This is a genomic window from Pseudomonas sp. FBCC-B545 (genome assembly GCF_059134095.1).
Genome location: NZ_CP101441.1, coordinates 2,471,979 through 2,492,320 on the forward strand (window position 1 = coordinate 2,471,979; position 20,342 = coordinate 2,492,320).

General features: G+C 59.9%; 19 protein-coding genes. 8 read left to right on the plus strand and 11 right to left on the minus strand.

The genetic code is table 11. The features are described from left to right. The first annotated feature begins 71 nt into the window (after positions 1-71). The gene (locus NMB39_RS11495; protein WP_494339217.1) at positions 72-1,484 is read left to right on the plus strand and encodes an FAD/NAD(P)-binding protein; all 1,413 of its coding nucleotides are present in this window, start codon (positions 72-74) and stop codon (positions 1,482-1,484) included. Between the two features lie 102 nt (positions 1,485-1,586). Here the strand turns inward: NMB39_RS11495 and NMB39_RS11500 are convergent, their stop codons facing one another. The 4 genes from NMB39_RS11500 to NMB39_RS11515 are packed head-to-tail and all read right to left on the minus strand — an operon-like array spanning position 1,587 to position 6,201. Next, complete coding sequence (locus tag NMB39_RS11500; protein ID WP_057024298.1) at positions 1,587-2,840, minus strand: efflux RND transporter periplasmic adaptor subunit; 1,254 nt, start codon at positions 2,838-2,840, stop codon at positions 1,587-1,589. Next, entirely contained in the window at positions 2,830-4,308 is a 1,479-nt protein-coding gene (locus NMB39_RS11505; protein WP_057024299.1) for a TolC family protein, read from the minus strand. Before NMB39_RS11505 ends, NMB39_RS11500 begins: the two co-directional genes overlap by 11 nt. Continuing rightward, on the minus strand, positions 4,301-5,500 hold the full coding sequence (locus NMB39_RS11510; RefSeq protein ID WP_494339216.1) for an ABC transporter permease: 1,200 nt from the start codon (positions 5,498-5,500) through the stop codon (positions 4,301-4,303). Before NMB39_RS11510 ends, NMB39_RS11505 begins: the two co-directional genes overlap by 8 nt. Continuing rightward, positions 5,497-6,201 carry an ABC transporter ATP-binding protein gene (locus NMB39_RS11515; protein WP_494339215.1) on the minus strand — a complete coding sequence of 235 codons (705 nt, stop codon included), beginning with the start codon at positions 6,199-6,201 and terminating at the stop codon, positions 5,497-5,499. Before NMB39_RS11515 ends, NMB39_RS11510 begins: the two co-directional genes overlap by 4 nt. Before the next feature lie 358 nt (positions 6,202-6,559). Between NMB39_RS11515 and NMB39_RS11520 the strand changes: the two genes are divergently transcribed. Then, positions 6,560-7,291, plus strand: a complete 732-nt coding sequence (locus NMB39_RS11520; RefSeq protein ID WP_057024302.1) for a TetR/AcrR family transcriptional regulator — start codon at positions 6,560-6,562, stop codon at positions 7,289-7,291. A 97-nt stretch (positions 7,292-7,388) separates the two neighbouring features. Here the strand turns inward: NMB39_RS11520 and NMB39_RS11525 are convergent, their stop codons facing one another. The 3 genes from NMB39_RS11525 to NMB39_RS11535 all read right to left on the minus strand — a co-directional run bounded on the left by NMB39_RS11525 (position 7,389) and on the right by NMB39_RS11535 (position 14,174). Further along, positions 7,389-11,078 carry a YncE family protein gene (locus NMB39_RS11525; RefSeq protein ID WP_494339214.1) on the minus strand — a complete coding sequence of 1,230 codons (3,690 nt, stop codon included), beginning with the start codon at positions 11,076-11,078 and terminating at the stop codon, positions 7,389-7,391. A 312-nt stretch (positions 11,079-11,390) separates the two neighbouring features. Further along, positions 11,391-12,452 carry an FUSC family protein gene (locus NMB39_RS11530; RefSeq protein ID WP_494339213.1) on the minus strand — a complete coding sequence of 354 codons (1,062 nt, stop codon included), beginning with the start codon at positions 12,450-12,452 and terminating at the stop codon, positions 11,391-11,393. Positions 12,453-12,557: 105 nt separating this feature from the next. Then, positions 12,558-14,174 (minus strand): NADP-dependent glyceraldehyde-3-phosphate dehydrogenase, encoded by a 1,617-nt coding sequence (locus tag NMB39_RS11535; RefSeq protein ID WP_124401076.1) that lies wholly within the window; start codon positions 14,172-14,174, stop codon positions 12,558-12,560. A gap of 138 nt (positions 14,175-14,312) precedes the next feature. On the opposite strand from NMB39_RS11535, the gene NMB39_RS11540 reads away from it, so the two are divergent. Beyond that, a complete protein-coding gene (locus NMB39_RS11540; RefSeq protein ID WP_057024306.1) occupies positions 14,313-15,173 on the plus strand; it encodes a Dyp-type peroxidase in 861 nt (286 codons plus the stop codon). Positions 15,174-15,255: 82 nt separating this feature from the next. Beyond that, positions 15,256-16,386, plus strand: a complete 1,131-nt coding sequence (locus NMB39_RS11545; protein WP_494339212.1) for an MFS transporter — start codon at positions 15,256-15,258, stop codon at positions 16,384-16,386. Between the two features lie 7 nt (positions 16,387-16,393). Here NMB39_RS11545 and NMB39_RS11550 read toward each other — a convergent pair whose 3' ends face one another. Then, positions 16,394-16,915 (minus strand): DUF3087 family protein, encoded by a 522-nt coding sequence (locus tag NMB39_RS11550; RefSeq protein WP_057024308.1) that lies wholly within the window; start codon positions 16,913-16,915, stop codon positions 16,394-16,396. 114 nt (positions 16,916-17,029) lie between these two features. Here NMB39_RS11550 and NMB39_RS11555 point away from each other — a divergent pair, with 114 nt between their 5' ends. Together NMB39_RS11555 and NMB39_RS11560 are read left to right on the plus strand one after the other, a co-directional pair. Then, positions 17,030-17,209 (plus strand): hypothetical protein, encoded by a 180-nt coding sequence (locus tag NMB39_RS11555; protein ID WP_046068648.1) that lies wholly within the window; start codon positions 17,030-17,032, stop codon positions 17,207-17,209. 12 nt (positions 17,210-17,221) lie between these two features. After that, complete coding sequence (locus tag NMB39_RS11560) at positions 17,222-17,428, plus strand: DUF6021 family protein (RefSeq protein ID WP_046068647.1); 207 nt, start codon at positions 17,222-17,224, stop codon at positions 17,426-17,428. 30 nt (positions 17,429-17,458) lie between these two features. Here the strand turns inward: NMB39_RS11560 and NMB39_RS11565 are convergent, their stop codons facing one another. Then, positions 17,459-17,695, minus strand: a complete 237-nt coding sequence (locus NMB39_RS11565) for a DUF6555 family protein (RefSeq protein WP_005789137.1) — start codon at positions 17,693-17,695, stop codon at positions 17,459-17,461. 118 nt (positions 17,696-17,813) lie between these two features. Between NMB39_RS11565 and NMB39_RS11570 the strand changes: the two genes are divergently transcribed. Both NMB39_RS11570 and NMB39_RS11575 read left to right on the plus strand, forming a co-directional pair. Further along, positions 17,814-18,647 (plus strand): arylamine N-acetyltransferase family protein, encoded by an 834-nt coding sequence (locus tag NMB39_RS11570; protein ID WP_494339211.1) that lies wholly within the window; start codon positions 17,814-17,816, stop codon positions 18,645-18,647. Between the two features lie 125 nt (positions 18,648-18,772). Next, entirely contained in the window at positions 18,773-19,525 is a 753-nt protein-coding gene (locus NMB39_RS11575) for an outer membrane beta-barrel protein (protein WP_057024310.1), read from the plus strand. A gap of 60 nt (positions 19,526-19,585) precedes the next feature. Here NMB39_RS11575 and NMB39_RS11580 read toward each other — a convergent pair whose 3' ends face one another. Next, a complete protein-coding gene (locus NMB39_RS11580; RefSeq protein ID WP_014718915.1) occupies positions 19,586-19,900 on the minus strand; it encodes a helix-turn-helix domain-containing protein in 315 nt (104 codons plus the stop codon). Further along, positions 19,890-20,240, minus strand: a complete 351-nt coding sequence (locus NMB39_RS11585; RefSeq protein WP_057014625.1) for a type II toxin-antitoxin system RelE/ParE family toxin — start codon at positions 20,238-20,240, stop codon at positions 19,890-19,892. The genes NMB39_RS11580 and NMB39_RS11585 overlap by 11 nt, the downstream gene beginning before the upstream one ends. Positions 20,241-20,342: the final 102 nt, after the last annotated feature.

Here is a 20,342-nt window from a genome sequence, read left to right on the forward strand (position 1 = left end):
GTTGAATTGGGCTGCGTATACTGTCAAAAGTAACAGGTATAACTCATAGGGTTTTGATAGTGGGAGTCACTATGGCCTGGGCGCAACAAAGTGAGATGCAAGTCCACAACGCCGATGTGCTGATCATCGGCGGCGGCCTGAGCGGCACGATGCTCGCCGTGCAGCTGCTGCGCCTGCCGGGCACGCGGCGCATCCTGGTGATCGAGCCGCGTGCTGAGCTGGGGCGTGGCGAGGCCTATAGCGCGGTCGAGCTGGGTCATACCTTGAACGGCAATGCGGCGCGCATGAGCGTCGACCCGGACAATGCCGACGACCTGACCCAATGGCTCACCGACTACATCGCTGGCGGTGGTTGGCCGGAGTCGGACCAGCAGCATGTGCCCATCAGCGAACTGTTCCCGCCACGGGGGATTTTCGGGTTGTACGCGCAACAGCGCCTGGCCGAGGCCAAGGCATTGTCTACGTCGACCGTCGAGCATATCCGCGCCGAAGGGGTGGACCTGCAAGTCGACGCAGCCTCCACGCTGTTGACCCTCGATAATGGCGAACGACTGCGTGGCGCTTTCGCGGTATTGGCCACCGGCATGTTTCCGGCAGCGCGCACGCCGCTAACCGAGTCCAGCGGTGTGAACGCCGCCGCACTGGACCCATGGGACGTGCAAGCGATGACCCGCCTCGACCCGCAATCAACGGTGCTGATCATCGGCTCCGGGTTGACCATGGTCGACGCCGTGGTGTCCCTGGAACAGGCTGGGCATCGCGGCGCCATCGAGATTTTTTCGCGCCACGGTCTGTTGCCCCATGTGCGCCGGCAACCGCCGGGTTGGGACGACTTCCTGGCCGCGGACCAACGCCTGTGTAGCCCTAGGCAATTGCTGCGGGAGGTGCGCCGGCAATGCCTCTTCGCACTCGAACAAGGCATCGATTGGCAGGCGCCGCTGGACACCGTGCGCGTGCATATCGCGCGTCTATGGAGCCAGGCCAGTGAGCGTGAGAAACGCCAGTTTGTGCGGCATGTGCGGCCATGGTGGGAAAGCCATCACCACCGCTCGCCACCGTTGAGTGCGCAGTTGGTGGCGCGTTTGCAGGAAGAAGGGCGGTTGCGGATTCGCGCAGCGTCGTTCAAGGGATTGGTGCCGTCGGATGAGGGAGTCGCCATTGCGGTGCGCTATCGTGGCGAGCAAGGGCTCACCCGGGTTTCGGGCGCGGCGCTGATCAACTCCAGCGGCATCGAATACGACTGGCGCCGCGTGGCCCGGCCATTGCCGCAGCAACTGCTCAAGCGTGGGTTGATCCAGCCCGGGCCGTTGGCCTTGGGGATTGCGGCGGATGCGGCCGGCGCGGTGTTGGATGCCCAGGGCCAGGCCAGCCAGCGACTGTTTGCCATGGGCCCGCCGTTGCGGGGCATGTGGTGGGAGAGCACGGCGGTGACCGATGTTGCGCTTCAAGCCAAGGCACTGGCCGCCAAGCTGACACAGATTTAAATGTGGGAGGGGGCTTGCTCCCGATGACGGGGTGTCAGTAAGCAGGTCAGTGGTTGACACACCGCTATCGGGAGCAAGCCCCCTCCCACATTTGATCTGCGTTTAGTTTGAGGTTTTCACAAAACCGGGCTTCAGCCCAAACACCTCAACCCCTTGTGGTGTCGATTGCCCGGTGGTCACCTTTACCCGCTCCACCGGTTTATCCATCGCTGGCCGATACTCTACCGTCATATCCGGATGAATCGCCTGGCTGGGAATCACCAGCGCCTGGTCATTGTTGTAGGTCACGATGGTCAACCGCGCGCTCATGCCCAGGCGCACCCGCTGCAGCTGCTGCGGCGTCAGCTTCGGTATCGACAGGGTCACCGGAAACTGCGCGCTGCCCTGGTTGTCGCTGGCGATGGCCAAGCCGCTGACCACGCTGACCGAGCCGGTCAGCCGTTCGCCGTCGAAGCCATCGCCCATCACTTCCACCGCCTGGCCCTGGTGCAACCGGTTGATGTCCAGCTCGGAGACCTTGGCGACGATTTTCAGCCGCTCGATATTGGCCAGTCCGAATAGCACCTGGCCCTGGCTGACCTTGCTGCCGGCCTGCACCGGCGTGTTGTTGTTACCGCCACCTTGGGCGGTGTTGGTGCTGCCGGGCGCGGGCACCACGATGCCGGAGAACGGCGCCTTCACCTCCTTGCCTTCAAGGAGTTTTTGCAGGGCTTGGTATTTCACCGTGGCGTTGGTCAGCTCCATTTCGGCAATCTGTCGGTATTCGCCTCTGCCTTGGTCCTGGGCCTGTTGCAGTTCGCTGCGCGCCGCTGCCAGGTCCAGTTGCTGCTGTTGAGTTTGCTGCTTGAGATCGTCCAGTTCGTTGCGCGGAATGATGCCGCGCTTGAACAGGTTTTCACTCTCGGTGAGTTTGCGCTGGGTATTACCGGCGGTCATTTCTGCGGTGCGCAAACTGCGGCGAGCACGGCTGACGGCGGGGCTACTATCCCAGTCCTGCATTTCCTGTACGGCACGCCGGGCCTTGAGCTGGGCGGAGAGGGCATCGCGCAGTTGCACTTCAAGGGTGGCGGGGTCCATGCGCAACAGCACCTGGCCGGCTTCGACACGTTGGCCTTGCTCGACCAGATTGGCCAGCACATTGCCGTCGAACGGCGCCGTGAGGGTGACGGTAGTGTCGGGCTCGATCTTGCCCACCAGGCCGATCTGGTGCACCAGCGGGTCGGGCTTCACCGCCAGCCACTGTTCGGCGGTGCTGGCCTGCTCGGCGTCGCTGCGCTGGCTGAGCAGGCCGATGGCCGCGCCGGCCAGCAGCACGATCAAGGCGAAGGCCAGCAAGCGTTTTTGATTAGTAGTCATTGAGGGCGATTTCCCAACTTTCCAGCGTCATGCCCAGGGTCAGATCGAGCTGGGTCTGGGCGTTCAGATAAGCGATCAGCGCATTGAGCTGGGCGTTTTCGGCATTGCGCAGGTCGGTTTCGAAGCTCAATACCTGGAAGTTGGTGGAGCGCCCGGCACTGAGTTTTTCCCGCTCGATCTCGATCTTGCGCCGCGACAACTCCACGGCGCGCTTGGAAATCTCATATTGGCGCCAGCGGGTGCCGAGGTCACGTACCACGTTGTTGACGTTGCGCTCCAGCTCCTGGCGGGCGTCGGTAATGCGGATTTCCTGATCCTCCACATTCACCCGTGCGCGGACTTCGGCCTGGCGTGTGCTGATGTCGCCAATGGGGATCTGCACCTGCACGCCAGCGTAGCTATCCCAGGTGCGGTTATTGGTGTGGCCGTTGTCGTTGTCGTAGGCGTCGCGCACCTGGTTGGCGCCGGCCACCAGGTCCACCTGCCAGCGCCCGGAGTCCTTGGCGATCACCAGGTTGAGATCGGCCTGCTGGCTACCCAGCAGGGCGGCGAGGTATTCAGGTTGCTGGTTCTGCGCCAGGTTGAAGGCTTGGCGCTTGTCGATGTCCATGGGGTTGGCCTCCAGGGCTTCGGTGGCGCGAATCGGTGTGGAGAGGTCCAGGGCCAGCAGGCGCAGCAAGGCCAGGCGGTTGGTGTCCAGTTGGTTCTGGGCTTCTTCCACGCCCAATTGCTGGGTGGCGATATCGGCTTCGGTCTGCACGATCTCGAACTCGGCCATGCGCCCGGCGCTGATCAGCGCTTTGTTGACGTCCAGCAAGGTGTTGGAACGCTTGAGGGCTTCCTGGACGATCACCAATTGCTCCTGGGCGCGAAGGAGTTCGCGGTAGGTGGCGATGATCTGGCTGATGGTCTGCGCCACGGTGGCCTTGAGGTTCAGGCGGTTGGCCTGCTCGGCCAGACGCGACAGGCGCAGCGGCGCGGTGGTGGCGTCCCAGCCGGCCCCGCGCATCAGCGGTTGGATGATCGCCAGGTCGAGGCCGTCGCTGCGGTAGCGGCCGGCGCGGTTGGCGTTATTCAACTGCTGGGTCCACGCCATGCTCAGGCGCGTGCCGTATTCGCCGAGCAGGCTGCTGGTCGGCGCCACACTGGCGTTGCGGGCGTTGTCCTGGGAGCCCCGGCTGGTACGGTAATTACTGTTGAGGGTGAGCTTGGGGTTGAACACATCTTCGGCGACGCGCAGGTCAAACTTTTGCGCCACTCGTTGCAGATAGGCGCTGCGGATCGCCGGATTGTTGCGCAGGCCCAGGTACACGGCATCGCCCAGGGTCATGGTGGTGACCTGGGCATTGAGCGACACGCCGCGGTCATAGGCGCTGCGCGTGCTGCTGGGCGCCGATGGCTTGACGACCACCTCGGCAGCCACACCGGGCAGGCTGATCAGCGCCAGCAACCACAGCCATTTACTCATCGCGCAAGGCCTCCACTGGTTGCAACCGCGAGGCCGAGACCGCCGGATAGATGCCGAAGAACAAGCCCACCAGCAAGGTACTACCCACCCCCAGGGGCAGGGCGGCCGCCGCCAGGGCAAATGCCCAGCCCGACAGCCAGGCATACAGCCACGCAGCGGTCATGCCCAATACCGCGCCACACAGCGCACCCACGGCGGTGAGGGTGACGGCTTCAAGCAGGAACAGGTTGCGGATATCCCGCTGGCGTGCGCCCAAGGCCATGCGAATGCCAATCTCGCGGCGGCGCTCCGAGACGTTCATCAGCATTACGTTCATCACCCCGACTCCGCCGCCCACCAGGGAGATCGCGCCGAGGGCCAGCAAAAGATAGGCGAAGGTGCGGCTTTGGCGCGTCATGCCGTCGATCATCTGCTTGGGCACGGTGATGTCGACGTCATGCTCGGTGAGTTGCGGTTGCAACGCAGCGCTAGCGTCTCGGGCAATACGTTCCATGTCCTGCCCCGGCGTCGCACGGATGATCACATTGCTGATCTGCGGGCTGGCATAGACGCGGCGCATGCCCTCGGCGGGAATAAACAGCGATTCGTTGGCTTGCACCGGCATCAGCATGGCCCGGGGCTGGTTGTGCAGGATGCCGACGACCAGGAACAGATAGTCGTTGATGCGCACGCGATCACCCAGCCTCAATGGGTCCCCCGGTGCTCCGAGGGCCTGGGCGAGTTGGTCACCGATCACGGCGTAGGTTTCGTTGGCGTCGAAGGCTGACAGGAAACGCCCCTCGCGCACGACCAGGCGCATGGCCGCGTAGATATCCGAGGTGCTGCCGACCAGGTTGGCATTGGTGGTGCGGCCATGGAACACGACGGGCCCGCTGAACAGGCTGAGGGCGCCGATATGGGCAATGCCCGGCACCGCCAGGCGTACGCCGTCGAGGTCGAGCCGGGTGCGCATCGGCACATTGCTGCTGCCCTTGGGCGGGAACTGGGCGATCAGAGTGTCGGTACCCATGTCCTTGAAAATCATCGCCGCGTCCACTGCTGCGTTGTGGCCGATATTGATCAGCGCCACCACCGAGGAGCTACCGATCACGATGCCCAGCAACGCCAGGATCGAACGCTTGCCCAGGGTACGCAGGCTGATGAACGCTTCGTGCAGCAGTTGGCTCAGGCTCTGCTCGACCCCCAGGCTCATCGGCGCCCGGCCTCGTGCACCACGCCATTGCGCACCAGGATCTTGCGCTCCAGGCGTTCGGCAATGTGGGCGTCGTGGGTGACGATGATCAGCGTGACTTGTTGCTCGCGGTTGAGGGTGAGCAGCAGGTCCATGATTTCCTGTGCGGTGGTGCTGTCCAGGTTGCCGGTGGGTTCGTCGGCGAGGATCACCGAGGGTTTGCCGACCAGTGCGCGGGCAATGGCGACGCGCTGACGCTGGCCGCCGGAGAGGTCGGCCGGGCGATGGTGGGCGCGCTCGGCCAGGCCGACTTGATCGAGCATACGCTGGGCCTGTTCCACCGATTCATGCCGCGATACGCCGCGATAACTCAAGGGCAGGGCAACGTTGTCCAGGGCGCTGAGGCGCGGCAGCAGGTTGAAGCTCTGGAACACGAAACCGATCTGCCGGTTGCGGATCGCCGCCAGTTCATCGGGGCTGGCCTTGAAGATATCGTGGCCGGCAAAGTGGTACTGGCCGCAGTTGGGCAGGTCCAGCAGGCCGAGGATATTGAGCAGGGTGCTTTTGCCGGAGCCGGAGGCACCGAGGATGCCGCAGCTGTCACCGCTGGCGATGGACAGGCACACGTCATTGAGAATGCTCAGCTCCTGCCCGGCCAGCTGATAGCGCTTGCTGATGCCTTGCAGGGAGATCAAGCCTGGGTGCGTGGGGGTGTCTGTCATTATGACTACGCCTGCAGTCTCGACGGTGTCGGCATGGCCCGGAAAATCCTTGTAACAAGTTCGGGAACTGCCTGTACGCGTCACGGACTGGTTTTATTTCTTGTTTTTAAAATATTGTTTGAATAGTAACCGCGTTCCAGACGCTTCGCCAGCCATGGATGTAGAGCGGTTTTGCCCTGTGAATCGTTTTCCAGGCTGAGGGTTTCGAGCCGGCGAAATGCCTTTTGGTATGACTCAATAGCCCGGTTCTACAGGCTTTCAGTGATATGGCGCAGTGTCACTACTTGCTTTCACCCGGCCGCCCCGGTATAAAAAATCAAATTATTTTTTAAAACAATATTTCCGCCGTGGAACCCTTATGGCCGCGAAGAAACTCAGCGCTCCAAACGTTACCAAGACTCGATTGCTGGATGCGACAGAGGCACTCTTCATCAAGTACGGCTACGACGCCGTTTTGTTACGTCAGATTACCGAGCGTGCCCAGGTCAACCTGGCCGCGGTGAACTACCACTTCGGGGACAAGGACTCCCTGATGAAAACCCTGCTGATGCAACGCCTGGAGCCGCTCAACGAGCAGCGCCTGGAATTGCTCGCCCGCTGCGAAGCCGAATCCGACGGCCCCCTGGATTGCGACACCCTGCTCGGCGTGCTGTTCGCCCCGGCCATGGGCCTGGAACGCAGCGACCCGGCCAGTGGGGAAGGGCGTTCGTTCATCCGTTTCCTGGGACGGGTCTACAGCGACACCTCGCCGTTTATCCAGGAATACCTCAAGGTGCATTACCAGCCGGTGTTCCAGCGTTTCTTCGAAGCCTTCGCCCTGGCCTTGCCGGATCTGCCGCGCAATGAACTGGGCGTGCGCCTGCAATTTGCCCTCAAGGCGATTTCCGGGGTGATGGCGGGTACCGAATTGCGCCTGCTGATGAATTCCATGAGCCTGGGCCGCCCGGCTACCGATGCTGAGGTGATGGCCAAGTTGATCACGCTGGTGTCGGCGGCAATTCGGGTACCGCAGCAAAGCCAGGAAGCTGAAACGGCGCTGGCCAAGGTGCTGGAGACTCAGCGGGCGATCCGTGAACAAGCGATACGCTGAACCCGGTGCGAGCTGACTCTTGCCTATCAGGTTTAGCAGACATGAAAAAAAGCCCTGAACCATTCAGGGCATATTTTCATTGGTGATGCTTGCGTTGTTAAAGATCCACAATGGTGACGGTATTGCTTCCGGAGTTAGCGACAAACATCCTCGTTCCCTCTGAATTGACCACAATAGCTCTGGGTTGGTCGAAACCTTCGAGGGTGTTGATGAGTTCGAATGTTTCGCTGTCGTACAACTTTACCGTATTGCCAGATCTTTCGGTTACATAGATAACGCCAGTACGGGGGTTGGTTGCTACGGCCCATGGAACATTGAGACCTTCAATGCTTCTGGTCCGTAGAGGCAGGTTAGTGCTGTTGTCGAGAACTTCCAACTTATTGGCTGTAGCTGACGTTATGTAAAGCGTGGAACCGACGGGGCTGTGAGCGAAGGCGGTCGGCGGACCATCTATACTGAAATAGCCGAATTCGATATAAGGGCTAGCATTAAAGGCTCTGAGCGATCTGCCTGCCAATGGTCCATACATTCTGGTTGACTCCCTATTGAGTCCTACTGCTGGCTCGTTCCAAGTGCTGCCGCTGCTTTCAAGTGCATTGAAGTGGCTTTCGCGGGTATTAGACGCTGTGTTTATTACTGTACATGTAAAGCCATACCAAGAGGGACGGGGAGCATCGGATCTTACATAGTAGTAGGCGCTAATTCCGGCGTATATTTTCGATCCGTCTTTGTTGATACATAATTCGCCACTTTGATAGGTGGCTATCGATTTTATTGTCCCCCAGGAACTCGTATTCAATACAAGTACATCGTTCACAAAGTTGGGTGCTTGGTATCTAGTATTGGAGAGACTTACATAAAGCACATTGCCGTCAGGTTTTATGGCTAATCCACGGGGTTGATAGCCAAGGGGATGAGTACTGATTATCTCACCGGTGTCCGCGTCGAATACGCTAATGCCATAGCCGCCAGTGCCGGTGCTAGCAACGTACACCCGTTTATCATCCGAGCTAATGGCAAGGTACGTCGGCCCATTCCTGACCGTTACGTTGCCCACGATTTCCCCTGATACTTTTTTTATTGTATAGCTCACAGGCTTTAACGGTTGTGCTGAGGCCTTGTCGTCATATTCTTCCAAGTTTACAAGTACATGCACTTCCAGTGAGTCTCCATCTTTCAATAAGCGTAGATAACTCGATGGTATTTCTTCGCTGATGAGTTTTGCACTGGCCTCACCGGGGCTTACAACAGCGCCGATTCGCAGTTCATGGTACCGACTGCTGCACAAATCGATATAAACCGGCTGTCCAGGTTTCATGAACCGCCATCCCCTTACTTCTATTCGATGGGGTTTACTGGTATCGATTACACCTGAGGATGCACTGGGCACACTCACCAGGTTCCACTCACTCGCCGGCAGTGCCTCAACCTTCAGCGTCAACTCATCAGACTTGGTGGTCTTGCCGATTTCCAGCAGTTGGTAAAATACCTTGCATTCTCCGTTCAGGTAAGCGGCTACAAACTCATTCTGCACCTCGAAGCTGGTGTAGTTTTCACCCGGTTCCGGGCGTGCCGGTTTCGCCGGGATATCGGGCATACCCACGTCGGGTTTGCCGGTGATGAACACCTTGATATCAGCCCCCGGCGGGAATTTGTCGGAGACCACACGCACAGTCACCTTCTCAGGATTGGGCGGCAGTACATTCATCGGATTCAGGGTGGCCTGATCCGGGCCAGTCACGGTCGCTTGCAGCACCTGTGGCGCTTGCAGTTCCAGCCTGGAACCGACCTTCATATTGACCGCGTGAGAAAAACGCGTCAGTACGTTGTCCCGCCAGCGCGTGTAGTAGATGCGCATGGTCTTGTCGATATTGGCAAGGATGTAGCTACGTTCCAGCCTGAAGCGCAGGTCTCGCCCGACCCATTGAACCCGTATCGGAAACGCCTGCGCAGGTGCTGTTCCGCCAGGCGCACTGCCCTCACAGTAAAGCGTCACGATATCGTTGAGCAGGAAGTCAGGGTTACTCTTGACCACGATATTGGCGTGCTCGGTGGATTGCTCGGGGTCGAATTGATACAGCGGTGCCGGCGCTTCCATGACCTCAGGCTCCGGCAATGAGGCCACTGCGTTGCCGACGTTGACTGTCACGTCCATTGAAGTGCGCACGCCATCCCCATTGTCCACCTGATAAAGAAGCCTGAGTGTGCCGCCTTCAAGACCGGCAATCACGCCGTTCGGGCCGTTGGCAATGGGAAATAACACATCGCCCCCTCCCGCAGATTCGTAGAGTTCGTCGTAGTAGCGAGTGCCGTTGGCGTACGTGCCCTCGAGGATCAGAATCACCAGATCAAAGGGGTCCTGGCCCAGCTCGGGGTATGCCCTGACGATCACATTGATAAATTCTACTTGTGGATCGAGGACGCCGCCGGGCGCTTCCCGCACCACCGGTGGCCGCAGGCGCATATCGATGGGCGTACCGGTTACATCAACGATGATGGCATCGGAGGGGCGGTTGGGCACGCCGCTGCGAATGCGTTCATAGAACAACTGGAACTGCCCGCTGATAAAAGGGCGCAGGTCGGCATTCGGGCAGGGCAGGGTGATAAAGCTCAGTGAGGTAAGCGGTGGGGAGTCGTAGGTGGTGGTGATAACGCCAACGCTCGAACGGCCTCTGACGGTTACGCGCACGATGTCCCCAAGGGCAAAGTCCGGGCTTCGGGTGGTGACAAAGATGGTTGCATCGCGCTCATCGAGCCGGTCATGATCGAGGACATTGTCCGGAGCTTCGAGTATAAAAGCTTCGGGCAAGACCGGCTCAGACCCATCATTGAGCCTGACATTCAACCGTAGTGCCGGTGACCAGCCGAGGGACGCGTTGCCGACCTCGTCGATGATTTCATATTCACACACATGGGAACCACTGCGCACTTGCTGCCAAAAACCGTAATAAAGCGTGACGGTTATATCTTCACGCCCGGTGGCTTGGCTTTCGGTGAGCGGAGGGATTGGCGCCGTGATCCCATTAATGCGTAAGCGAATACGGTCACGTGTGGCCCGGTAGGTGTTGGGTTCCTGGGTCGCATCGTCCGGGTAGAACTTGAAGGTAACAGGTACCCCGTTTTGTGCGTCGGTCTCGGTCACTCCGAAATTGATGATGTGCTCAGGGAATACCGGAACCGGCAGGTTTTCGTTTTGCAGCGTGCTGCCGATCGGGTTGCGACCAGCGGGGGGCACGGTATCGACCTTCAGATTGAAGCGTTTGGTTTCTTTGGACGTGCCACCGAGGCGAGTCACTCTCAAGAACACCGGGTTGACCGGGCCATCAGGAAGACGGGTTCGAGGGATGTATAACGGAATCATACGACTCTTGTCGACATCATCCTGGGTGACATTATAGGTCGCGACTGGAATTAGCAGGTCATCGCAGAACAGCTCTACGAAGTCGTCCTTAGCCATATTCAGGTAGGCCAGCAGGTTGCACAGCAGCCCCAGGTCACGATGAACCTCCAGAGCCGCTTTGTTTATACCGCCATCGAAGCCGACGACGTTTTGCGTCAAGCCGGGGATGTACAGGGGCAGGTCGTCGAAAGGCACGTCGGTGAAGCTGTCTGAGGTGACAGGCCCCTGAATCGTCAGTGGCGGCACGAAATAATCGGGTTTTAAGCGCTGGGGGCCGGACAAATCGATGGCATCTGCTGGTGGAGCTGGCTCTGGCCATTGTCCAGTGGTGAACGCGGGAACTGGAGCGCCTTGTTCTACGTCGGGAAGGTCAGTGTTTCGGCTCATTGGAAAGCTCCTCTGCATAATCGACTCACAACCTGAGTGCCCCCTATAGCCGGAGCAAAGGAGTCAGTCGTTGGAGAGATTAAGCGCCAGGGAGATAGGGCCCGATAGCTGTGAGAAATGACAGTGGCGACGAACGGTAAGAATGGGCAGGCGCAGGAAAAAAAAAGCCCGCTGGGGCGGCGGGCTTGATGTACAACGTTTGTAACGGATGAGGCTTCACCCTACGTCTTGGGATGTGAACAAATCGTGAAAAATATGTAAGAGAAAGTGTAAATGTGTTGATCCTGGTAATCAGATCAACTCCCCATAGGTTCAGATCTTCCACCGGCCAGCGCTTTTGGCCAAGCGTTGACGCATCGCATCCACATTCGCGGCCAATTGCAGGGTCAATAACCGATATCCATCCAGTGCGCTGTAGACGGGTGCATCCAATGTGGACTCACCACCGCTGGCCTGGCCGTTACGTTCCAACCGCTCCGTCACTCCCGACTTCAACGCCCTCGCCATCCCCACCAAACGCACCCGAATCTGCCGATGCTCAGCCTTCAACATCACCTGCATACGCGCCGTCGCCTGCTCATCGCGAGGATCGGGCCGGGTATTGCCGAGAATCTCCAGGGTACTGATGCACATGCGTAGGTGGCGCTGAATCGCGTCCAGTTCGGTCATGGAGATCCGCACTTCCTTGGACACCGACGGCATCAATGAACGCAGTTGCAGCATTGCCGCGTTCAAGCGGTTGAGCAGCTTGAGGTGTTCATCATCGGTCACCGATTGACCGCTGATGATCCTGCTGTAGATCTGCGCGCAATCACGCAACGCGCTGGCCAGGTTGTAGCGCCACGAGTACACCGCGTACAGCGGCAGGGCGAAGGAAAACGCCAGGGCCAAGGCGATGCCGATGAGGATGTCCACAGTGCGCCACAGCCCGTCCGACAGCGGATTGTCACCGTGGCCCGCGACGATAAATACCGTGATCGCCGACAGCAGCGCGGTATACCCGCCTTTGCCGATGGCGTGATAGGAAAAGAATCCGCAAATCGCCGACATCAGCAGGTAGGTCAGCAATGGCTGGCCGACGTAGGCTTCCTGCACCACCAGCAGCAAACCGACACTCGCGCCGATCAGCGTACCGTAGGCGCGTTCCACGGCTTTCTTGCCAATATTGCCGTGATGCTGCAACCCGCCGATCACCACCAGCATGGTTACCGAGGCCCATTCGCCGTGGGGCAGGTTGAGACCGGTGGTCAGCAGAATCGTCGCCAGCAAGCCGATGGACACGCGCACGGCGTGGATCAGCTTGGCGTGACGATAGCGGCGGTACGGGTCGAGCAGGGGGCGTAGCAGGCGTCGGGCAAAGAAGGGCAGGTTCATCGGTATTAAAAGAGCCTCAATCGTCAGGGCTGACTCAGTCCATTGTGGGAGGGGGCAAGTCGAATCGTCGCACCGCCCCTCCCACATTGTTGAGCCGAGGTGTACTTAGAAAATGTAATCAGTGGTCAGGAAGCTCGAGTCACGGTTACGCAGGATCTCGCTGACCAACGCCTTGTTGCTCTCCTGGAACTTGGTCGCCACCAGGGTGCGGATCGAGAACACGCGCAGGGCGTCATGTACCGACAGCGTGCCCTCGGCCGAGTTCTTGCGCCCATTGAACGGGAAGGTATCCGGCCCGCGTTGGCACTGGGCGTTGATATTGATGCGGCCGACCTGGTTGGCGAAGGTGTCCACCAGGCGCCCGACTTGCACCGGGTCGGTGCCGAAGATGCTCAACTGCTGGCCGAAATCCGAGTCCAGCACGTAGTCGATCACGGTCTCCAGGTCACGGTAGGGCACGATAGGCACCACTGGGCCAAATTGCTCTTCGTGGTACACGCGCATCTGCGGGTTCACCGGGTACAGCACCGCCGGATAGAAGAACGAACCACGGCTGCTGCCACCTTCGGCATTGACGACCTTGGCGCCGTGCCGGGCCGCATCGGCCACCAGTTCGTTGAGGTAATCCACCTTGCCCACTTCCGGCAGCGGTGTCAGCGCTACGCCATCGTCCCAAGGCATGCCGGGCTTGAGGGTGGCCAGCTTGGCATTGAACTTCTCGATAAAACTGTCGACCACATCCGCGTGCACAAACAAAATTTTCAGCGCGGTGCAACGCTGGCCGTTGAACGACAGCGAGCCGGTGACTGCTTCACTCACCGCGTTGTCCAGGTCCACTTCGGGCAGCACGATCCCCGGGTTTTTTGCATCCAGCCCCAGCGCAGCACGCAAACGATGCGGTTTGGGGTGCAGCTTTTTCAAATCGCTGGCGGCCTTGTTGGTGCCGATAAACGCAAAGATATCGATCTTGCCGCTGGCCATCAGCGCGCTCACGGTTTCGCGGCCGCTGCCGTAGATCACGTTGATCACCCCGGCCGGGAAGCTGTCGCGGAAGGCCTCCAGCAAGGGGCGGATCAGCAACACGCCGAGCTTGGCCGGTTTGAACACCACGGTGTTGCCCATGATCAGCGCCGGGATCAGTGTGGTGAAGGTCTCGTTCAGCGGGTAGTTGTAAGGCCCCATGCACAACGCCACGCCCAGGGGCACGCGACGGATTTGCCCGAGGGTGTCCTGTTCAAGCTCGAAACGGCTGCTGCGGCGGTCGAGTTCCTTGAGGGCATTGATGGTGTCGGTGATGTAGTCGCAGGTACGGTCGAATTCTTTCTGCGAGTCCTTGAGGTTCTTGCCGATTTCCCACATCAGCAGCTTGACTACCGCGTCGCGCTGTTCGCGCATGCGCCGCAAGAAGGCTTCGACATGCTGGATGCGCTCTGCCACGCGCATCGTCGGCCATTCACCCTGGCCACGGTCATAGGCGCGCACGGCGGCATCCAGGGCGGTGAGGGCGGTATCGGCATCCAGCAGCGGCGTGCTGCCGATATGCACGCGTTCATCGCCCAGTTGCACGGGGCTTTGCACGCGGGCGAGCGGGCCGTCCCACACCCGCAGTTGGCCATCGACCAGGTAATCACGCTGCTCAATGGGCGCCGCCAGGCGAAATTGCTCGGGAATCTGGGCAACGGACGTGGGAAACAGTTGGGCAAGCAGGTTGCTGGTGGTCATGTCGCTACCCCTGGAATAGTTGCAAAACATGACTAGAGAGTCACCCAACTGGCAGCTCCAAGGCAAGGCTTACGCGCATTCTTGTTCGCAGTGTCGCGTGCGCCGGGTAAACTGCGCGGCTTTTCAGAAGGAGTTCACATGAGTCAGTACCAGCCGGGCATTCTTGCCGCCCCGGTGCCTTTGCAGGCCCGCCATCTGTTTTTTGCCCTCGATTCCCTGCAAGCCGTGCCTGCTGCCCTGGACGCACTGGTGCAGTGGACGGATGCGGCGTCCGTGGTCGGTTTCGGTGAGCCGCTGGTAAAGGCCCTGGGCGCTGAGATTGAAGGCTTGCGTACATTTCCCGTGGTCAGCGGCCCCGGTGCACACAACCCGTCGACCCAGCAGGCGTTGTGGGTATGGTTGCACGGAGTGGATCGCGGCGAGTTGCTGCTGCGCAGCCGCACACTTGAAAAAGCCCTGGCCCCGGCTTTTCGCCTGGTGCAATCGACCGAAGGCTTCCGCTACAAGACCGGTTTTGACCTGACCGACTACGAAGACGGCACCGAAAACCCCCACGACGATGCCGCCGTGACAGCCGCCTTGACCGATAGCGGCGCCAGCTTCGCCGCGATCCAGCAATGGCAGCACGACCTCGACGGTTTCGCCGCATTGCCGGCCCAGGAGCGTGACCACATCATCGGCCGCCGCCATGGCGACAACGAAGAGCTGGATGACGCCCCCGAGTCCGCCCATACCAAGCGCACGGCCCAGGAAAGTTTCACCCCGGAGGCCTTCGTGGTGCGCCGTTCCATGCCCTGGGCCGAGAACGGCCAGGCGGGGTTGATGTTCCTTGCTTTCGGGCATTCCTTCGATGCATTCGAGGCGCAGCTTCGACGCATGAGCGGGTTGGAGGATGGGATTGTCGATGGTCTGTATCGCATCAGTAAGCCACTAACCGGTGGTTACTACTGGTGCCCGCCGGTCAGGGAAGGGCGCCTGGACCTGAGTTTGGTTTTTTAACGCTTCTGCGCCTGCGTCCTTGAAAAACACATGGCGGCAACGCTAGTGTGGCGGTCTGAATATTTCTGAATGTTTCAGTTTTATGCCCAGCCTCACTCATCGCACTGCCGATAGCACCTCGCGCCGCGCCGCCTTGACCCTGGGGTTTTGCCTGCCCAGCGATGTGTTGCTCTATCTGTTGCTGCCAATGGAGTCCGAGGCGTTCGGCATCACCCTGGTCCAGGCCGGCGTGCTGTTGGCCGCCAACCGCCTGGTACGGATCTTCGGCTACCGGCATGTACTGAATTTCTATGCGCGTAACGGCGACCGCCTGACCTGCATGATCGCCGCCGGTGCCGCAGCGCTGTGCGCGCTGGGCAATTCGGTGCTGTCCGGGTTCGCTGCGCTGCTGGGCCTGCGGTTGGTCTGGGGCCTGTGTTTTGCCGCGTTGAACCTCTCGACCCAAGTACTGGCGACCTCCGAGCCGGAGGGCGCGGCCCGCAGGGCGGGGCGTTCGCGGGCGTTGATCGCCTTCGGGCCCATGCTGGCCTTGCCCCTGGGCGGGCTATTGACGTTATGGGCAGGGCCGCGCCCGATCTTCCTGATTCTCGCCGGTTGCTGCCTGGTGGGGCTGTGGCTCGCCCGCGGCTTGCCCACTGGCGGCCATGATTTGCATAGCGCCCCGGGGCGCCGCTTCAAGTGGCCGGACAGTGTGGCGCTGTGGTCGTTTATCGAAGGCGTGGCGCTGGATGGCTTGTTTATCTTTGGCCTGTCGCTCCAGGCACAGAAAATCATGGGCGGTGATGCGGTGCTGATCGCCGGTGGCTTGATGGGGCTGCGCTACCTGTCGGAATTGCTGTTGAGCCCGTTGGGCGGGCGTGCGGCCCAGCGCTTCGGGGCCACGTCGATGTTACTGCTGTTTTCGTTCTTGAGCGCCCTGGCCCTGGCCGCGTTCGGCAGTCATTGGGTGATCGTCGGCGCGGCGGCGGTGCTGGTGCTGCGTGCCCTGCAACTGCCACTGGTGACCACGCTGGTGGCCGAGCGCAACCCGGGTGCCATGCGCGTATCGGCATTGGCGTCCAACGCCGTATGGCGCGATATCGGCGCCGGCCTCGGGCCGCTGCTGGCGGGCCTGTTGCTGCCGGTGGCCGCTGCGCCCTGGGTGTTTGGCCTGGCAGGCGCAGCAATTGCCGTGAGCGCGCTGTTCTGCTGGCGGGCCAAGGTCGCCCACTGACGTTGCCTTAGGCGCTTTTCAGGCTTTGCAGCCATGTGGGATCGAGTCGGGTTTGGTCGGTATCGATCCCCAGAGCCTCCATCTTTGCCTTATGAGCCTCGATCTCGCCGACCAGTTGCGCCTGGGCGCTGGAGTTGGCGTCCAGCTCATGCATCTGCGTCAGCCCCAAGTGATAGAAGCGCAATAACTTGATGGCCGCCGGGTCGTTGGCCTGAACCCGCTCGGTGACCTTGTGCATTACATTGGTCACACTCATCAGGCTGCGTTTGAGTTGCCAACCGTATACAGCCGGCGCCAGCCAGGGCTGGGTCCAGAACGGGCCACGCACCAGCGCGACAGTGATCAACACCCCGGCAAATACGCCGCCGACATTGAAGCGAAAGTTGTCGCCACCGGGCTCACCGAACAGCATCACCGCCAGGCTCGACAGCAACATGGCCAGGGCCAGGAACAGCACGGCGACGATCAGCGTGCTGCGGCGGGTCTGTTGACGGTAGGTGACGGGGTCGCAGGGTTTGAGCTCGAACATCCGAGGAAGGTCTCCAGAAAGGGCTGCCATCTTCTCATGCTTGCAGCAATGAAGTTGAACGATAGCCAAGGGCAGTTTCTCTAAATTTGTGAAGCCCCCATGAGGTAAGCCGTCATGTCCGAACACAAACAGCCACCACCTGGTACACCCGACCCGAACCGCACGCCCGGTGAAGAAGAGCGCGACAACGATGCGTTGCGCCCCAATGACCCGAAAGAGCGTGGCCCGGACGATGATGTCGAGCGCGTCGAAGAAGACCTGGAAAACCTCCACGACAAAGCTCGCCCGCTTTAACAGGAGAACCTGATGAACAAGCGTACCGATGGCCCCCACTCCAATGAACATGCCAGCGGCAAGGATGAGCTGGGCTTTGACCCGGACTCGCCGGATGTGGCAGACCCGCAGGTCGATCCGATAGGCCCGGCCATCGCGCCGTTGGACAAAGACAAAAAGGCTAAGGAAGAGGCGAAAAAAAAGCCGCCCTACGATCCGTTGGGCGACTTGAAAAAGTGAACCTAGCCCCGCCGTTGTGCGGGGCTTTGTTTATTTGGGCGGGGTCCAACTGACGTCAGTGATGCCATACTTTTCCGCCCAGGGCCGGGTAGTTTTTTTCACCTGCTCGTGACCCACGCGGCCGATGCGACTGACATGGGCAATGTCGGCATCAACGGCCGCCCAATGCCAGGCCTCGGCGTTGTTCATCACTTCGGCGCGCACCACGAAAGACTTGGGTTTACCGTGTAGCTGATAGTGGATGGTGTAGATTTTTGCGGTACTCATGTTGCCTCCCTGTCTTGTTATAGATGGATAGGCCAGTGTTCAAAAAGGTTCATTCAAAATGACAACGTGAGCGGGGGCGCGGCATAGTGACGCTCCGCCTCGTGCCAAGGACCGCGCCATGCCTGAACTCACTCACCGTGCTCTCTATTTGAAACGCCTGGGCTACGATTCGCCGCCACCCCCCACCCTGCAAACCCTGCATGACTTGCAACTGCGCCATGTGTGCGCCTTTGCCTTTGAAAACCTGTCGACGCTGATGAACGCGCCGGTGCCGATCGACCTGCCCAGCGTCGAGCACAAGGTGCTGCACCAGGGGCGCGGGGGTTATTGCTACGAGTTGAACCAGTTGTTCCTGGCCCTGCTGCAGGAACTGGGCTTCGAAGCCCGCGGCATCACAGGACGCGTGGTGATCGGTGGGCCGGCGGACGCCCACACCGGGCGCACCCACCGCCTGAGCCTGGTGACGCTTGAAGGGGTGCGCTACATCACCGACGTCGGCTTCGGCGGCATGGTGCCCAGCAGCCCGTTGCAACTGGACACCGACGCGCCCCAGGCCACTGCCCACGAGCCCTATCGCCTGACCTTCAATCAGGGCAGCTACACGCTCTGGGCCCAAGTCGGCGAAGAGTGGCGCGGCCTGTATGTGTTCGACCTGCAAGTCCAGGCAGACATCGACTACGAAATCGGCAACTGGTACGTCTCCACGCACCCTGGGTCGCCGTTCGTGGGGCAGTTGAAAGCCGCGCTGCTTGCTCCCGGTAAACGTCATACCTTGGCCAACGCCCGTTATGCGCTTCATTACCTGGATCGACCCAGTGAAAAGCGCACGCTCCAGACCGCCGATGAATTGCTGGGGCTATTGCGCGACACCTTCGGCATTCGGCTGCCGGATCAGCCTCAACTTCGCGAAGCCGTGGAACGCCTTATCTGTATGAATCCTGAAGAATATTGAGATAGAGCCTTCGCTGAACCGTTTTTTCTCCTTTTTGGTGCAAATCAGTTCGAACTTTTTGCAAACGCCAAGGTTCGAACCGATTCCTGAATACTTTGCCCACCTTAAAATGGAGATGTAAGACGATGTCCAAACTATTCGGAAAATTCCTCAAGCATTCCTCGCTGCTGGCTCTGGTGGCTGCGCCTGGCGTGGTATTCGCGGCACCGTCCACCGACCCGATTTCTACCTTCGGGATCCTCGGCAGCTACAACGACTTCAAACTCGAAGGCGGTAGCCAAAGCGACAAAGACCACATGCCTGAAGCCGGCCTGTTCTATAACTTCGGCAACAAGCTCACTGCCGAGTCCGGTTTCATCTACCAGGCTGGTATCGAAGCCAAGTACGGCGAAAAGAGCGATAACAAGCTCAAGGAAGGCCAGGCCGACCTCGACCTCGGCTGGCGTGCCGCGCTGGATGCGCGCAACTTTGTCGACGTGATCGTGGGCGGTGGCTACACCTGGACCCGCTATGAGCCGGACACCAATGGCTACGACATGAAACTGACCAACAAGTCGCCGTTTGCCAAGGCTGCGCTGGGCTACAACCACCAGTTCGATGACATGACCCTGCGCGTTGAAGCCGGCGCCCGTCACACCATCGATGGCCGTGCCAAACTCAAGGTAGACGGCGTTGGCAGCGACAGCGTGGATCTCAAGGATCGCACCAACCCCTACGCCGAAGTAAGCCTGCTGATGAACCAGAAGGGTGATCTGCCGGTGATGGCGGGCCTGTACTACACCCGTACAGAGTACAAGCTCGACGACGACTCCTATGTGGCCGACAACACCAAGCTCAAGCGTGATGAGTACGGCTTCAAGGTCGGTATCGCATTCTGACGCTGTTGTACTGCAAAAAACGCCCCGATTATCGGGGCGTTTTTTTTGGGCTTTTGCAGTTCAGCCCAATGCGGCAAGTTGAGCCACGGTTTCAGGAAAACGCGCTACCAGACGGATCAGGGTGACGGCCTGGGCGTTGGGCTTGGCCCGGCCTTGTTCCCAGTTCTCCAGGGTGCGGGTGTTGGTACGCAGGTACATGGCGAATACCGACCGGGAAAGGTTGAGTTGCTGGCGCACGGCGATCACCTCATCAGCGGTGAGCGGCGCCAGCTTGTTGAGGTGGACCTTGTGGTTGCGCAGGGTGATTTTACCCTGGCGCTCATCGGCCAGGGCGTCGAAGCCTTCGACCAGTTCGGAAAAGATGTCACGTTTCATGATGTGTTCTCGCTTTGATTTCCCTGTCCAGCATGTGTTTAAGAGCTTTCTTGTGGTGGGGTGTCAGGTCGCTCTGTTCGTGCTTGCCGTACAAGGTGAATAACCAGAATTGCGTGCCGCCTGACCACCAGTAGTAAATGACTCGCAGGCCACCACGCTTGCCTTTGTTTCGCCGTTCATCAACGAAGCGAACCTTTCTCAACCCGCCCGTTCCTTCGATCACATCTCCTGCTTCGGGGTTTTTCATTAACTCCTGTTGAAAACCCTGGAAAAGCTCGTCACTGAGATAGTCCTTGCGATGCCGCTCGAATGCCGGCAGTTCGATAAATAGAGCATCCATGTTCTGTACGTAGCCTGCGTAGAGTTTGGTGGCCCACCCGCGTTAGGTCAAGTGACCTTGCTGTGGGAACTTTCTTAAAACGCAAACACCATACGGCCGGCT